Genomic DNA, 15109 nt, shown 5'->3' on the forward strand with positions numbered 1-15109 from the left:
GGGGGCGGGCTCGCCGGCCCGCCCCGCCTACTCCTCGCCTACTCCCCGCCTACTGTCCTGACGCGCGGGTGAGCGCCCCGTCGTGGGCGATGACGGGCGCGGGCGCCGGCTTCGTCAGCGGCGGCACGGCCGTGGCGTATTGGTGGGTCTCGGTCAGCTTGAGCGAGCGGCGCAGCACCGGCGAGCTGATGGCCCAGCGCGCCGAGTCGGGCACCGGGATGTAGTCGTCCTCGGCCGTCTTCGTCTGGGTGGACGTGGTGCGCGAGAGCGAGTATTGGATCAGCGCGCCGCCGTCCTCGGTGCGCAGGGCGTAAACCGCGAAGTTGTCGGCGCTGAAGATCGAGTCGTAGCTGAACCCGTCGCTCTTGGCGCTCTCGCGGCGCTCGGCGATCTGCTCGGCCACCTCGGTGGTGTAGGGGCCGGCCGCGAGCAGGCCGTCGGTGACGCCCGCCTTGCCCGTCTCGGCCACGCTGGCGTGGACGGGGCCGATGAACTGCGGGCTGATGGTGACGCTCTTGTCGTCGGCGGCCACGGCCGTGGCGTAGCCCTCGTCGTCGAGCTCGATGGGCGGCAGCTCCTGGCCGGGCAGCAGCTCGGCCGCCGAGCTGAGCCGCCAGCGGTCGAACTTGACGAACGTCAGCAGCGTCGGCGCGTCGTCGCGCGTCACCAGCACGCTGAACCAGGGCGAGCCCGCGCCCTCGTCGAAGCGGGGGACGTAGAACGTGGGCGAGCCCCACTGGTGGCGTGGCGGGGTGTAGCCGGAGGAGAGGTAGGCGGCCTGGATGAGCTGCCACTGACCGCCCGTCGTGATGTCCTGCACCTGCAGCAGCCGGCCCTGGAAGTCGCCGGGCACGTCGCGCAGCAGGTCGTCGGTGCGGGTGTAGGCGGCGAACTCCTCGGCCGCCTCGGCCCGGGTGACCGCCGGCGGCTCGGGCGACTTCGACGGCGTGGACGTGGCCGCGGCAGGTGTCGAGGGGGCCGGGCGGGCATCGCCGGAGCAGGCGGTCACCGCGGCGAGGAGGCCGGCGGCGAGCGCCAGCACCTTCCGCCGACCGTATGCACGCACCTCGCCATGTTATTCGGGCCCGCGTGGGTCGCGTACCCTTGGGAGACGTGGCAGGCATCGATCCGGCAGAAGAGATCAACGAGCTTCGGGGCACGCTCCGCAGCATCCAGGACGTGCTCGACCTCGACGCGATGCGCAAGCAGATCGAGGAGCTGGAGCAGCAGGTTGCCGCCCCCGACCTGTGGGACGACCCCGACCAGGCCCAGAAGGTGACGAGCCGGCTCTCCCACCTCCAGGGCGAGCTCAACAGGGTCGACGGCGTCGCCAGGCGCCTCGACGACCTGGCGGTCCTCTACGAGCTGGCGGCCGAGGAGGCCGACGACGACACGCGCGCCGAGGCCGACAAGGAGCTCGAGTCGCTGCGCTCCGACATCGGCGCCCTGGAGGTCCGCACGCTGCTGTCGGGCGAATACGACGCCCGCGAGGCGCTCATCACGATCAACTCCCAGGCCGGCGGCGTCGACGCGGCCGACTGGGCGGAGATGCTGCTGCGCATGTACCTCCGCTGGGCCGAGCGCAAGGGCTACGCGACCGAGGTCTACGACACCTCCTACGCGGAGGAGGCCGGCATCAAGTCGGCCACGTTCACGATCAAGGCTCCCTACGCCTACGGCACGCTGCGCGGCGAGCACGGCACCCACCGGCTGGTCCGCATCAGCCCCTTCGACAACCAGGGGCGGCGGCAGACCTCGTTCGCCGGGGTCGACATCGTGCCCGTCGTCGAGCAGACCGACCACATCGACATCAATGAGGACGAGATCCGCGTCGACGTCTACCGGTCGAGCGGCCCGGGCGGCCAGGGCGTCAACACCACCGACTCCGCGGTGCGCATCACCCACCTCCCGACCGGCATCGTGGTCTCCTGCCAGAACGAGCGCTCCCAGCTGCAAAACCGCGCCACGGCGATGAACGTGCTGCAGGCCAAGCTGCTGGAGCGCAAGCGGCAGGAGGAGGCCGAGAAGATGTCGGAGCTGCGCGGTGCCTCCACCACCTCGTGGGGCACACAGATCCGCAACTACGTCCTGCACCCTTACCAGATCGTGAAGGACCTGCGCACCAGCACCGAGGCCGGCAACCCGTCAGCGGTGCTCGACGGCGACCTCGACGAGTTCATCGAGTCGGAGATCCGGTGGATGCGGCGCCAGGAGTCAGGCGCCGAGCAATAGGTGCTCGGCCGCCAGCGTCAGCAGGAGCAGGGCGACGAGCAGCACGCCGATGAGGGCGGGTGACAACCCGGCGAAGCCGTGGTTGTGCATCCGCTCCCGGTTGGCGCGGCACAGGGGGCAGCGTCCCTCGATCACGGGGTGGGCGCACTGCGCGCATACGAGGTGTTCGCAACTCATGACAGCCCCAAGTCTAGCCGCACAATCGTTTTGTTTCCGTTATGGACGTTCCATGCCAGTCTTCCCCCTAGACTGTCGTCTGGCCAATCGGAACGTCGATCATCAGTAAAGAAGACGTAACCGATGGTCGCCTGGCGGGAAGTGGGCATATGCCACCCTCGCTTCCGTCCTGACCCCTAGACTGGCATGCCGTGATGCTCTCGTGATCCATTTCGATAATGTCACCAAGGTCTACGCGAACCAGAACCGGCCCGCCCTCGACCACGTATCCGTTGACGTGGACAAGGGTGAGTTCGTGTTCCTCGTCGGTCCCTCGGGATCAGGCAAGTCCACGTTCCTGCGTCTGGTCCTGAAGGAGGAGCGGCCAAACTCCGGCGCGATCCACGTCGCCGGCAAAGATCTGGCCCGCCTCTCCAATTTCAAGGTGCCGCACCTGCGCCGCCGCATCGGCTGCGTCTTCCAGGACTTCAGGCTGCTCCCGAACAAGAACGTCTACGAGAACGTGGCGTTCGCCCTCGAGGTCATCGGTAAGCCGCGGCGGTTCATCCGCAAGGTGGTGCCCGAGGTCATCGAGCTGGTCGGCCTCGAAGGCAAGGCGCACCGCATGCCCGACGAGCTGTCCGGCGGCGAGCAGCAGCGCGTCGCCATGGCCCGCGCCTTCGTCAACCGGCCGATGATCCTGCTGGCCGACGAGCCCACGGGCAACATCGACCCCGCGACGAGCATCGGCATCATGAAGGTGCTCGACCGCATCAACAGGACTGGCACCACGGTCGTCATGGCCACGCACGACGCGGCCATCGTCGACTCCATGCGTAAGCGTGTCGTGGAGCTGGAGGACGGCAAGATCGTCCGTGACCAGTCGCGTGGCGTGTACGGCCAGGCGTACTGACAGGGAGCTGCAGACAAGACATGCGGGCGAATTTCATCTTCTCCGAGGTCTGGATCGGCCTCCGTCGCAACCTGACCATGACGATCGCCGTGATCATCACGGTGGCGGTCGGCATGGCGATGCTGGGCGTCGGTCTGATGATCAACACCCAGGTCGGCCTGATGAAGGGCTACTGGGACGACAAGGTCGAGATCTCCGTCTTCCTGTGCAAGAAGGGGACGGCCATACCGGAGTGCAAGGGCAAGGCGGTTACGCCCGCGCAGATCAAGGCGCTCGAGTCGCACATCAAGGGCACCAAGGGCGTCAAGGAGGTGTTCTTCGAGGACGAGGCCGACGCGTACCAGAACTTCAAGCAGTCGTTCTCGTCCACGAACAAGGCGCTGGTCGACGCGACCAAGGTCGAAGACCTGCCGCAGTCCTTCCGGATCAAGCTCCAGGACCCCGACAACTACCAGCCGGTGATCCAGGCCGTGACGGGCCAGCCGGGCGTGGCCCAGGTGATGGACCAGAAACAGCTCATCGCCCCGTTCTTCGCCATGCTCGACAAGCTCGCCTTCGCGGCGCTGACGGTCGCCATCATCCTGGTGCTCGCGGCGGCGCTGCTGATCGGCAACACGGTGCGACTGTCGGCGTTCAACCGGCGCCGTGAGACGGGCATCATGCGGCTGGTCGGCGCCTCCAACCTCTACATCCAGCTGCCCTTCGTCATGGAGGGCGTCATCGCCGGCCTCGTCGGCGGCGTGTTCGCGGCGGTCATCCTGATCTGCGCGAAGGTGTTCCTGTTCGAGGAGATCGTCGGCTTCTTCGGTGGCGCGACGGCTCAGCTCGGCTGGAACGACCTGGCCCAGACGATCACCATCACCATGATCATCGGTGTCGTGATCTGTATCCTGGCCTCGTTCGTGACGCTACGTCGCTATCTGAGGGTGTAGCGGTGCGCATGGGCGCCGGGCGCCCCGGTCGCCGGTAAAGTCGAAGCATGCCACGTGAGACCGGGCGGAAGGTCATCGCCCAGAACAAACGTGCTCGGCACGACTACCACGTCGAGGACACTTTCGAGGCGGGTCTCGTGCTGCAGGGCACCGAGGTGAAGTCGCTACGCGAGGGCCGCGCCTCGCTCGTCGACGGCTACGCCATGATCGACGGCAACGAAGCGTGGCTGCTCAACGTGCACATTCCCGAATACTCGCAGGGCACGTGGACCAACCACGCGGCCCGGCGCAAGCGCAAGCTGCTGCTGCACAGGAAAGAGATCGACAAGCTCGCCGCCAAGACCAAGGAGGGCGGGCTGACGATCGTGCCGCTGACCCTCTACTTCAAGGACGGCAGGGCGAAGGTCGAGATCGGCATCGCGCGCGGCAAGAAAGACTGGGACAAGCGGCAGTCGCTGGCGGAGCAGCAGGCCAAGCGGGAGATGGCCCGCGCGCTGCGCTACCGCAACCGATGAGACGGCGGCACTGCGACCGATGCGATCGATGAGAGGCCGACCGATGCGGCGCGCCCGCCGCATCCTGGCCGCGACCGCCACGCTGGCGGTCGCGAGCACCACCCTGACCGGCTGCTTCGAGGAGTCGTCGCCGCACGACGCGGTGCGCGACTTCCTCGTCGGGTGGCAGTCGGAGGACTACGAGCTGGCCGCCGGGCGCACCGACGGCGATCCCGGCAAGGTGCGCAAGGCGCTCGAGGACGCCAAGCTCGAGCTCGACGCCGCCTCCTTCCGCTTCAAGATCACGAGCATCAGCGTCGCCGGCGACGAGTCCACGGCCGACTTCCACGCCGAGGTCGACCTGGGGGAGAACAACCCCCTCTGGGAGTACGAGAGCAAGCTCCCGCTCCACCTGGTCGACGGCGCGTGGAAGGTCCGCTGGTCGCCCTCGGTGCTGCACCCCCAGCTCAAGGAGGGCCAGCGCTTCGCGGTCGACACCGAGCCCAAGCCGCGCCAGCCCGTCCTCGACCGGGCCAACGACCCGCTACAGAGCGACACCGTCCTCTACGTCGCCGGGGTCGTGCCCGACAAGCTGGGCGAGCGGGCCGAAGAGGTCGTCGCCAAGCTGTCCGACGTCACCGGCTACGCCCAAGACCGACTGCTGAGCCGGGTCAGGTCGTCGCCGCCCGACAAGTTCGTGCCGCTGGTGACGTTCGGACGTTCCCGCTACCAGTCGATGCAGGACAAGCTGGGCGCGATCGACGGCATCGAGATCGACGCGCAGGAGCAGCCGGTCAACCCCGACGCGCCCCGGCAGATCGTCGGCACGGTCAGCGCGCTCACGCCCGAGACCGAGCAGAAGCTCGGCGGGCCGCAGCGGGCCGGTGACTCGGTGGGCAGGAGCGGGCTGCAGCAGGCGTACCAGGACTATCTGACGGGGTCCACCGAGACGAAGGTGATCACCCTCGACCTCAAGAGCGGCCGGCAGGTCGCGCAGCTCGAGGAGTGGCCCGGGCGGCAGAACGTCTCGGTCAAGACCACGATCGACCGCACCGCGCAGACGTCGGCCGAGCAGGCCGTGGCCGAGACCCAGACCAGCGCGCTGGTGGCGGTGCAGCGCGACACCGGCGAGATCCTCGCGGTCGGCACCAAGGGGCTGCACCAGGAGCGCCACGCGCTGGCGGGCAAGTTCCCGGCCGGCACGGCGTTCTCCATCGTGGCCGCCGACGCGCTGCTGAAGGAGCAGGTGAGCCCCAAGCAGCGGCTGGCCTGCCCGCAGGAGCGCACGGTGGGCGGCGCCAAGTTCGCCAACGCCGCCCACAGCACGCCGCTGCCGGCGTCGGCCACGTTCCAGGAGAACTTCGCGAAGGGCTGCGTGACCGCGCTGGCCTCGCTGGCCCGCCGCGTCTCGGCCGAGGGGCTGCTCAGGAGCGCCCAGACGCTGGGCCTGGAGCAGCCGTGGCGGCTGCCGCTGAAGTCGTTCAGCGGCAAGCTGCCGAAGCTGTCCAGCGACGCCGACAAGGCCAAGGCCATCGCGGGCCAGAACGTCCAGGTGAGCCCGCTCAGCATGGCCCTGGTGGCCGCGGCGGTGGCCTCGGGCACCTGGCGGCCTCCCGTGCTGGTGACCGAGCCCAGAACGCCCGACGCGACCGCCACGGCGCCGCCGGTCACCCAGCCCGCGCCGCAGCAGCTCGACCCGAAGGTGCGCGCGACCCTGCAGACGATGATGCGGGCCGGTGCGGCCGGCACGCCCGCGCAGGCGGGCAAGGGCAAGGTCTACGGCATCACGGCCACCGCTCCCGAGGGCATGACCTGGTGGGTCGGCTGGCAGGGCAACGTGGCGATCGCGGTGCTGGCGAAGAACCACGACGCCAGGGCCGTGGCGGGCGACTTCTTCGCGGGCCTCGCGAACTGACGCCGCCGGATGAAGCCGCTCACGGCCCTGTGAGCGGCGCTGTGAGCGGCGCTGTCGGCGGTGCTGCGGACTGAGTGTGAAAATGTCCGCACGGTGAGCAACCATCCGGGCGGCCGGTCGCGTCTTACTGAGTGACTGGGCCCGCTCGGGGGGTTGCGGTCCCAGTCGCCGTGATGAGACAGGACTTCATCTCGGGGGAAGTCCTGCCGTCCGGACCGGCTCGACCCTGCCGGTCGGCCCCCGGGAGCACGTGCCTCAGTGCCGGGCTCCCGGGGGTTTCGGCATGGGTGGGTGCATGAGCCGTGGCGGTCACGCCGTGGGGAATTAAGTTGGCGCCGAGGGTGTTGTCCGATGTACATTCCTGTTGCGCCGCCCCTCGCGGGGTCGGCGGTGACGGTTGACAACTGCACAGGGGGTGACTGGCTTCGACTTTGGCCTTGCAAGCCAGGTGAAGCGGGCCGAGGACTGCGGACATAACCTCGTTAATCCTGTGACCGCAAACAACAAGTGCCAATTCCAAGAGCACTGTGGCTGCCAGGGACTCCCTGGCGCTCGCTGCCTAAGCAGCGAAACCACTGTCAGCCCGGGAGCGCCTTCGGCCCGGGATCTGGCATCGCTAGAAGGCTCCACCGCTCGACCCGGCCACGGGGGAGAGCGGGAAATCAAACAGTGGCTGAGCCCGTCGGCGACTCGCCTGCGTGATCGCCGGGGCTGAGAAAAGCACAGCAGGCTGCGCCCGGAGAAGCCCTGACTTGGGGTTGAAGGACGCGGGTTCGATTCCCGCCACCTCCACCAGTCTCGCGACAGGCCCGGTTCCCGTAGGGAGCCGGGCTTTCGTGCGTTTAAGGACCGGTCTGGTCACAGATCTGCCACTCCGTCACTACTCATTGCACTACGTGTGCCAAGGTGTGCTTTGACATTTTCCTGTGCTGGAGTGGGGTTGAAGCGTGTCAAGGTTCGACTGGCGCCATTCGGGGTTCGCGCCGCTGGTGGGGCTGCTGGTGTCAGCGGTTTTGCTGATGACGGGGATGGTCCGGCAGTTGCTGCAGTTCGTGGGGGCGACCACGGCGCCGGGGGCGGCAGAGCTGGTGGTGACGCTGATCTTCGCGGTGTTCCTCACCACCGTGCTGCGGATCGTGCGAGCCGTGCCGGACATCCGCCGCGAGGCGGCCGCGACGGCACGCGCCGCGGCCAGCGTGCAGTCGGTGCGGCCGAGCGATGACACGCTGGTCGGCAAGCGTCTGCGGCTGTTCAGGGAGGCCGCGGAGGCCGGTGGCGACGCCGAGGCGGTGCTGACCGCCCGCTCCGCGCTCGACGACGGGGAGATGGCCAACAAGCACCACATCGACCACGCGCTCATCTGGGCACTGCCGGTCTTCGGCTTCATCGGCACGGCCCTCACCATGGCCGCGATGGTCGGCTCGTTCTCCAGCGCCCTCGACAGCCGTGGCGACCCCGGCGTGCTGATCACCGCGCTCAAGCAGCACGTGCTGCCCGAGCTGGCCTCCGCGTTCGGCGTCACCATGATCGCCTTGTTCCTGAGCGTGCTCGCGTTCGGCGCGATGACGCTGATCGAGCGGTCGGAGCGGGCCAGTGTGGCGGCGGCCGACGAGGTGTTCCTCATCTACCTGGCCCGGCTCCCCGGCGGCAAGGGCGCGGCGCCGGCCGCGCCCGCCGGGTCCGAGCTGCGCGGCCTGACGCAGGAGCTGGCGCAGTCGCGTGACAGGACCGAGGAGCTGATCAAGGGGCTGGACGCGCTGCGCACGGCGGTCGAGCGGCGGAGCGCCGCCGAGAGCAAGCCGCAGAAGTACACGCTGGTGAGGGAGCAGTGAGGAAGCAGGCCAGCCGGTCGTTCGCGCCGCCGCTCGACCTGCGGTTCATCGACCTGTTCATGGCGATCGTGCTGGCATTGTCCTTCGTGGCGATCATGCTGACGGTCGTCGCGCGGATGCTGCCCACCGAGGAGTCCGCGCAGCCGCCGCGCCGCCAGCAGACCATCGCGCAGCTCGAACGCAAGCTTGAGGAGTCGGAGCAGGCGCGGCGGGCCGCCGAGGCGGAGCTGCGCGCCACCAAGGAGCAGATCTCCGAGCAGACCGCGTTCGCGCTGCCGTGGTGGCTGATCGGGTTCTGCGCGCTGCTGGGCGTGCTCGCGGTGTTCATGAACTGGCGGGTGCGGCTGTGGAACAAGGGCAGCCTGCCGCGCTGGTGGACGTGGGCGCTGGTCACCGTCGTGGTGGCGGTGGTCACGGTGGTGATCAGAGAGCTGAGTGACGGGCAGGGCTACCTGCTGCTCGCCGAGATCCCGTGGTGGGCGGCCGACGTGCTCTGCCTGGGGCTGCTGCTGGTCGCGTACGTGCTGATCACCGACATCCGCGACAGGCAGCTCAAGCTCGGAGAAATCAAGGCAAGGTACGCACCGGATCGGTAGCAGGGCTCCGGACGGGCCGGCCGGGCACGCTCGACGCCGCCGCGCCGCGCATCAGCGAGCCATCGCTGGGGATGCGGCTGCGGCGGGCCGGGTTCGGGCATCTGCTGCGACAGGACGTGCTGGACGGCTACCGCAAGGCGCTCAATGGCGGCACCCGGCGTACTCGTCGAGGCGGAGCAGCATCGCCGCCAGCATGAGCGGGAACATGCCGACGTGCGAGACGAGCATGAGCACGTCGCCGTCGATGACGCCCGTCCACAGCAGCGGGAAGAGCGGCACGGCCGGCGCGAACATGATCGCGCACATCTCCAGCGTGGGCGTCCAGCGGTGCCCGCGCACCCGCATCCAGGCGCCCATGCCGATCGACATGTCGAACGCCATCGCCAGGTACCAGAGCTCGGGCTGCTCGGCGAGGGAGACGCCGAGGCCGACGGCGGAGCGGAGCATGCCGATGAGGAACATGCCGGCGAACATGGCGATGATCATCTCGACGTAGTGGAGGGCGAACCTGCCCCAGCGGCGCCCCGTGGGCGTGGTGGTGGTGGTGGTCGTCGTCGTCATGCTTCGACTGTCGCCCTGAGCGGTGGCGGGGCCCAAGGGAAGCCGTCCGGCAGGTCCGGATACTTGGGTTCCTTGTCCCTCGGACCTACAGTCGTGCCATGGATCGACGACGGTTCGTCGTGGTGGCGTACGAGGCGGCCGAGCTGCTCGACATCGCCTGCGTCACCACGACGCTGGAGAGCGCCAACTGGCACGGCGCGTTACCGTACTACGAATACCGCGTCGCCACCCCCGGCGGCCACCCCATCACCACCGGCACCGCCCTCCGGCTGGACGCGCAGCTCGCGCTCGAACGCGTCACGGGGCCGCTCGACACGCTGCTGATCTCCGGCGGCATCGGCCACGAGGACGCCGCCGCCAACCCCCTCGTCGTCGCCCACGTCAGGCGGCTGGCCAGGGAGAGCAGGCGGGTGGCCTCGGTCTGCACCGGGGCGTACGTGCTGGCCGCCGCCGGGCTGCTCGACGGCCGGCGCGCCACCACCCACTGGAAGGAGGCGCACGTGCTGGCCGGCCGCTTCCCCGGGGTGACCGTCGACCCCGACCCGATCTTCATCCGCGACGGCAACGTCTCGACCTCCGCCGGCATCACCGCCGCGCTCGACCTCACGCTCGCCTTCGTCGAGGAGGACAACGGCCCCGAGCTGGCCAGGACCGTCGCCAGGAACATGGTCACCTACCTCCAGCGGCCCGGCAACCAGGTCCAGATGAGCATGTTCGTCGAGCCGCCCTCGCCCGCCAACAGCCTGGTGAGGCGGATCGTCCAGCACATCTCTACCCACCTGCGCGACGACCTCGCCACCGCCGCCCTCGCGGCCGAGGCCGGGGTCAGTGAGCGGCACCTCACCCGGCTCTTCCTCAAGCACCTCGGCCAGACCCCCGGCCGGTACGTCCGCCAGGCACGCACCGAGGCCGCCGCCCACCTGCTCGCCACCACGTCCCTGCCGATGGCCGCCGTCGCCACGCGCTGCGGGTTCAACTCGGCGGAGACGCTGCGGCAGGCCTTCATCGACCGGTACGGCATCTCGCCCTCCCGCTACCGGTTGTCCCAGGCCGCCGGGTGAGTGCCCGGATCTGGCTAATGTGTCTGCGATGAACGACAACCGGGTCATAGGCGGGTACGCGCTGCGGCGCCTGCTCGGCCGGGGCGGCATGGGCGAGGTCCACCTCGCCACCACGCCGACCGGCGGCCTGGCCGCGGTCAAGCTCATCGACCCCGCGCTGGCCAGGGATCCGGCCTTCCGGCGGCGCTTCGAACGCGAGGTGGCGGCGGCGCGGCAGGTGGCGCGGTTCTGCACCGCGCCCGTGCTGGACGCCGGCCTCGACGGTGACGTGGCCTACCTCGTCACCGAATACGTCAAAGGGCCCGACCTGGCGCGGGCCGTGCGCGAGCAGGGGCCGCTGTCCGGCGGGAACCTGGAGGCGCTGGCCGTCGGCATCGCCACCGCGCTGAGCGCCATCCACGGGGCCGGGGTCATCCACCGTGACCTCAAGCCGGCCAACGTGCTGCTGTCGCCACTCGGGCCCAAGGTGATCGACTTCGGCATCGCGCAGCTCGCCGGGCACGACAGCCTGGCCAGCCAGGCGCTGCTCGGGACGCCCGCGTTCATGTCGCCCGAGCAGGTGCGCGGCGAGCCCCTGACGCCCGCCGCCGACGTGTTCGCGTGGGGCGGGGTGATCGTGTTCGCCGGTACGGGGCGGCTGCCGTTCGGCGGCGGGGCGCCGGCCGAGGTGCTGTACCGGATCACGCAGGACGAGGTCCGGCTGGACGGGCTGGACGAGGGGATCCAGGGGGTGGTGCGGCGGGCCCTCGCCAAGGATCCCCGGGTGCGGCCTTCCGCTCAGGAGCTGCTGGGTGATCTGGTCGGGGGGACGCGGCTGGCGGCGGCCACCGAGGTCGTGGAACGCACATGGACCGGCTCCGTCCCCCTGCACCCGGCCACGGAGGCCGCTGGCGATGCCGCCGGCCGATGGGGTGGCGCTGAGCCGCTGAGCCCCGGGGATGGTGGCGCCGGAGGCTCTCCGGTCCTCAAGGCCGCTGCGCACTCTGGGCGAGCGCGGAGGCGGCGGTGGCCTTGGGTGGTGGCCGGTGGGATGGTGGTCGCCGGGGTTGTTGCGGCCGTGACGTTGCCTGGGGTGCTTGCTGCGCCTCGGTGGCCGTATGAGGCCGGGTTCGATGCTTGGGACACCGGGGTGTCCGAGGGTGGGAGTGCCCGGCCGGCCGGGTCCGGTTACGAGCTGAGCGTCAAGCCCGGATGGCGGTTGTGGAAGTCGGCGCCCGTGGCGGAGCCGAAGGAGGGTGTGGTCGTCAGCGCCACAGCCAGGCTTCGAAGTGGGGCCGGTGCGTATGGCGTGTGGTGTCATGGGTCGGCTCGGTCGGGTGATCGGTACGAGTTCGGGGTCGACGGCACGGGCAAGGTGTCGATCGTCAAGCGGCGTACGGGCACCGACGGCGTCACCCTTCACGGGCCCACTGCCGTGCCGAAGACGGCCACTTACCGGGTCGTCGCCGAGTGCGGGGGCGGTGGGGACACGGTCGGGCTGCGGCTCTGGGTGAACGAGCGGCTGGTGGCGCAGGTGTCCGACGGCGACTCCCCGTACGGGCCTGGCGAGGCGGGTGTGCATGCGGCGTCCGCGCCCGGCGAGAGCGTGCACGTGAGCTTCGAGTCGTTCGCCGCCAGGCCGGCGGCCGGCACGTGAGCGTGCGCTTCGGCCTGCTGGGGCCGCTGCGGATCGACGGTGGGCTGCCGCCCGGCCCGGCCAAGCACCGTACGCTGCTGGCCGCCCTGCTGCTGTCGGCGGGCGAGCAGGTGCCGGTCGAGCGGCTGCTGTCGGTGGTGTGGGACGACCGGCCGCCGGCTTCGGCGGAGTCGGTGCTCAGGGTGTACGTCAGCGCGCTGCGCAAGCTGGTGACCGGGATCCGTACCGTGGCCGGTGGTTACCTGCTCGACGTCGAGCCGGACGACGTGGACTGTCACCGGTTCGAGCGGCTGGTCGCCGAGGCGCGGCGGGCGCGGGCGGCGGGGCAGGTGGCGGGGGCGGCCGAGGTGTTCCGTACGGCGCTCGGGCTCTGGCGTGGGGAGGCGCTGGCCGGGGTGGAGTCGTCGGTGCTGCGCCGCGCGTACGGGGTGCCGCTGGAGGAGCTGCGGCTGACCGCCGTGGAGGAGCGGGTCGAGCTGGATCTGCAGCTTGGCAGGGGCGCCGAGGTGGTGGGTGAGTTGCGGGCGCTGACGGGTGCCCATCCGTTGCGGGAGCGGGCGTGGGTGCGGCTCATCGACGCTTTGCACCAGGCGGGGCGCAGGTCGGAGGCGTTGGGGGCGTACCAGGAGGCGCGGCGGACGCTCGTGGACGAGCTGGGGCTGGAGCCGGGCGACGAGCTGGTGGCCGCCCACCAGCGGGTACTGGACGGCGATCAGCCGCCTGGCTACGGCGGCTTCCCCGCTGGTCAAGGCGGGTTTCCTGACGACCGGCGCGGCTTCGCCGCTGGTCAGGGCGGGTCTCCCGTCGGACATATGGGCTTTCCCGCGGGTCTGGGTGGGTGGGTGGATGAGTTGCCGCCGGATATTTCTGACTTTGCTGGACGGCGGCAGGTGCTCGGCTGGATCGCGCGGACGGCCGCCGAGAGCGCCACCACACCCGTCCACCTCGTGCTGCACGGCCCGCCGGGGTGCGGGAAGTCGGCGGTGGCCGTGCATGCGGCCTCGGCGCTCGACCGGCCCGACGGCCGCCTGTACGCCGCGCTCGGCTCCCGCCCGCCCAGTGCGGTGCTGGAGGATCTGCTGCGCTCGCTCGGCTGCCCCGACGGCGCGGTGCCGCCGGGGCTGGACGACCGGGTACGCCTCTACCGCAGCACGACCGCCCGCCGCCGGCTGCTCGTCGTGCTGGACGACGCCGCCGACGAGGCCCAGGTGCGCCCCCTGCTGCCCACAGGGCCGGGCAGCATCACCCTGGTCACCAGCCGGTCGCCGCTGGCCGGGCTGGAGGCGGCGCGGGCGTACGAGCTGGGGCTGCTCGACGAGGACGAGGCCGTCGCGATGCTCGCCGGCGTGGCAGGCGCAGAGCGCGTACAGGCCGAGCCTGAGGCCGCGCTGCGCATCGTCAGGCTCTGCGGTCACCTGCCGCTGGCGCTGCGCATCGCCGGCTCCCGGCTGGCGAGGAGGCCGGGCTGGACGCTCGACCACCTGGCGGGCCGGCTCGGCGACGAGCGGCGCAGGCTCGACGAGCTGAGCGCGGGCGACCTCGCCGTACGCGGCAGCCTCGCCCTGGGCTACCGCGGCCTGCCCGACCCCGAACGGCTGCTGCTGCGCCGCCTGGGCGCCCTGTCGGCGCGGGACTTCGCGCTCTGGGTGGCGGGCGCCGACCTGGAACCGCTGGTGGAGGCGGGGCTGCTGCAGTCGCGCGGGCTCGACGAGGCAGGCCAGGAGCGGTACGGCTGGCACGACCTCACCCGCCTGTACGCCGCGGAACGCCTGGCCGAGGAGGACGGCGGTCCAGGCCCGGTGCTGGCCTCGCTGGCGGGCGAGATCCTGGAGCGCACCAGGCAGGCCAGGGCCGCGCTGCTCCCGGCGGAGCCGGGCACCGGCCGTACCGAGGTGCGCCCGCCCGCCGCCGGCCTGGAGACGGGCCGGCTGCGGCAGGAGGCGCGGTGGCTGGGCGCCGAGCGCCGCTTCCTGGTGGCGACCGTGCACGACTTCTTCCAGTCCGGTCTGTACGAGGCCGCCTGGCGCCTGGCCTTCTACCTGACGCCGCTGTTCGCCCTGAACGCCCACCACGACGACTGGCACGCCACGACCGCCACAGGCCTCGACGCGGCGAGGGCCGCAGGGCATCGGGAGGGCGAGGCGCTGCTGCTGCGCGGACTGGCCGACCTGCACAGGGCCGAGGGGCGTACGGAGGCGGCCGCGGCGGCGTTGCGGGCGGCCCAGCCACTGGTCGAAGGGCTGGAGCTGGCCCGGGTCACGCTGAGGCTCGGCCTCGTGCACGCGGCGCGTCCCGGCGGGGGCGGCGAGGCGGAGCGGGCGTTCGTCCGGGCGCTGCAGGTCTTCGAGGAGCACGGCGACCGGCGGGGACGGGCGGACACGTTGCGCGCGCTCGGCGCTCTGCGCGGGGACGAGGGGATGCTGGGGGCGGGGCTGGCGGCGTACGAGGAGCTGGGTGATCCGCGCGGCGCGGCGGAGGCGCTGCTCGACCTGGGCAGGCTGCACCTGCGGGAGGGGCGGATCGCGCGGGCGCGCGAGTGCGTGGAGCGGCGGCTGCGGGTCAACCGGCGGCTGGGCGACCGGTTGCCCGAGGCGGTGGCGCTGCTGGTGCTGGCCGAGGTGCTGACGGCCGGGGGCGACTTCGACGCGGCGGTTGAGACCGTTATGCGAGCTATGGCAGAGTTTGACGCCCTTGGCGATAGCCAGGGCAGGGCCGAGGCCGAACGGCTCGCGTACGAGCTTCAGAAGCGGCGTGATCTGCGCATATGACGCGACTATGCGG

At 70.8% G+C, this 15109-nt stretch carries 13 protein-coding genes and 1 other RNA gene; 11 read left to right on the forward strand and 3 right to left on the reverse strand.

The features are described 5' to 3' along the window. Nucleotides 1-49: 49 nt before the first annotated feature. Nucleotides 50-1066 carry a hypothetical protein gene (locus ABZW11_RS01615; RefSeq protein WP_355411461.1) on the reverse strand — a complete coding sequence of 339 codons (1017 nt, stop codon included), beginning with the start codon at nt 1064-1066 and terminating at the stop codon, nt 50-52. A 47-nt stretch (nt 1067-1113) separates the two neighbouring features. Between ABZW11_RS01615 and prfB the strand changes: the two genes are divergently transcribed. Then, on the forward strand, nt 1114-2232 hold the full coding sequence (gene prfB / locus ABZW11_RS01620) for a peptide chain release factor 2 (RefSeq protein ID WP_355411463.1): 1119 nt from the start codon (nt 1114-1116) through the stop codon (nt 2230-2232). Here the strand turns inward: prfB and ABZW11_RS01625 are convergent. Continuing rightward, the gene (locus ABZW11_RS01625; protein WP_355411465.1) at nt 2215-2409 is read right to left on the reverse strand and encodes a hypothetical protein; all 195 of its coding nucleotides are present in this window, start codon (nt 2407-2409) and stop codon (nt 2215-2217) included. The two genes, prfB and ABZW11_RS01625, sit on opposite strands and share 18 nt — an antisense overlap. A 202-nt stretch (nt 2410-2611) precedes the next feature. Between ABZW11_RS01625 and ftsE the strand changes: the two genes are divergently transcribed. From ftsE to ABZW11_RS01660, 7 genes are all read left to right on the forward strand, one after another. Continuing rightward, entirely contained in the window at nt 2612-3301 is a 690-nt protein-coding gene (ftsE, locus tag ABZW11_RS01630; RefSeq protein ID WP_020541427.1) for a cell division ATP-binding protein FtsE, read from the forward strand. A 20-nt stretch (nt 3302-3321) separates the two neighbouring features. After that, on the forward strand, nt 3322-4233 hold the full coding sequence (gene ftsX / locus ABZW11_RS01635) for a permease-like cell division protein FtsX (RefSeq protein WP_355411467.1): 912 nt from the start codon (nt 3322-3324) through the stop codon (nt 4231-4233). Nucleotides 4234-4280: 47 nt separating this feature from the next. Beyond that, nucleotides 4281-4748 (forward strand): SsrA-binding protein SmpB, encoded by a 468-nt coding sequence (gene smpB, locus ABZW11_RS01640; protein ID WP_355411469.1) that lies wholly within the window; start codon nt 4281-4283, stop codon nt 4746-4748. A 28-nt stretch (nt 4749-4776) separates the two neighbouring features. After that, nucleotides 4777-6642 carry a penicillin-binding transpeptidase domain-containing protein gene (locus ABZW11_RS01645; protein WP_355411471.1) on the forward strand — a complete coding sequence of 622 codons (1866 nt, stop codon included), beginning with the start codon at nt 4777-4779 and terminating at the stop codon, nt 6640-6642. A gap of 411 nt (nt 6643-7053) precedes the next feature. Then, nucleotides 7054-7437: a transfer-messenger RNA gene (gene ssrA / locus ABZW11_RS01650) on the forward strand. A 152-nt stretch (nt 7438-7589) separates the two neighbouring features. Next, nucleotides 7590-8474, forward strand: a complete 885-nt coding sequence (locus tag ABZW11_RS01655) for a hypothetical protein (RefSeq protein ID WP_355411473.1) — start codon at nt 7590-7592, stop codon at nt 8472-8474. Next, entirely contained in the window at nt 8471-9070 is a 600-nt protein-coding gene (locus ABZW11_RS01660; RefSeq protein ID WP_355411475.1) for a hypothetical protein, read from the forward strand. The genes ABZW11_RS01655 and ABZW11_RS01660 overlap by 4 nt, the downstream gene beginning before the upstream one ends. A gap of 141 nt (nt 9071-9211) precedes the next feature. On the opposite strand, the gene ABZW11_RS01665 is transcribed toward ABZW11_RS01660, so the two are convergent. Then, nucleotides 9212-9631, reverse strand: a complete 420-nt coding sequence (locus ABZW11_RS01665) for a hypothetical protein (RefSeq protein ID WP_355411477.1) — start codon at nt 9629-9631, stop codon at nt 9212-9214. A gap of 98 nt (nt 9632-9729) precedes the next feature. On the opposite strand from ABZW11_RS01665, the gene ABZW11_RS01670 reads away from it, so the two are divergent. The 3 genes from ABZW11_RS01670 to ABZW11_RS01680 are packed head-to-tail and all read left to right on the forward strand — an operon-like array spanning nt 9730 to nt 15096. After that, a complete protein-coding gene (locus tag ABZW11_RS01670) occupies nt 9730-10692 on the forward strand; it encodes a GlxA family transcriptional regulator (RefSeq protein WP_355411479.1) in 963 nt (320 codons plus the stop codon). Between the two features lie 28 nt (nt 10693-10720). Next, nucleotides 10721-12328, forward strand: coding sequence for a serine/threonine-protein kinase (locus ABZW11_RS01675; RefSeq protein ID WP_355411481.1), 1608 nt, complete (start codon nt 10721-10723; stop codon nt 12326-12328). Then, a complete protein-coding gene (locus ABZW11_RS01680) occupies nt 12325-15096 on the forward strand; it encodes a BTAD domain-containing putative transcriptional regulator (RefSeq protein ID WP_355411483.1) in 2772 nt (923 codons plus the stop codon). The genes ABZW11_RS01675 and ABZW11_RS01680 overlap by 4 nt, the downstream gene beginning before the upstream one ends. Nucleotides 15097-15109: the final 13 nt, after the last annotated feature.

Origin of the sequence: Nonomuraea sp. NPDC004580, assembly GCF_040609855.1 — a bacterium.
In the GTDB taxonomy this organism is placed as follows: Bacteria; Actinomycetota; Actinomycetes; order Streptosporangiales; family Streptosporangiaceae; genus Nonomuraea; species Nonomuraea salmonea.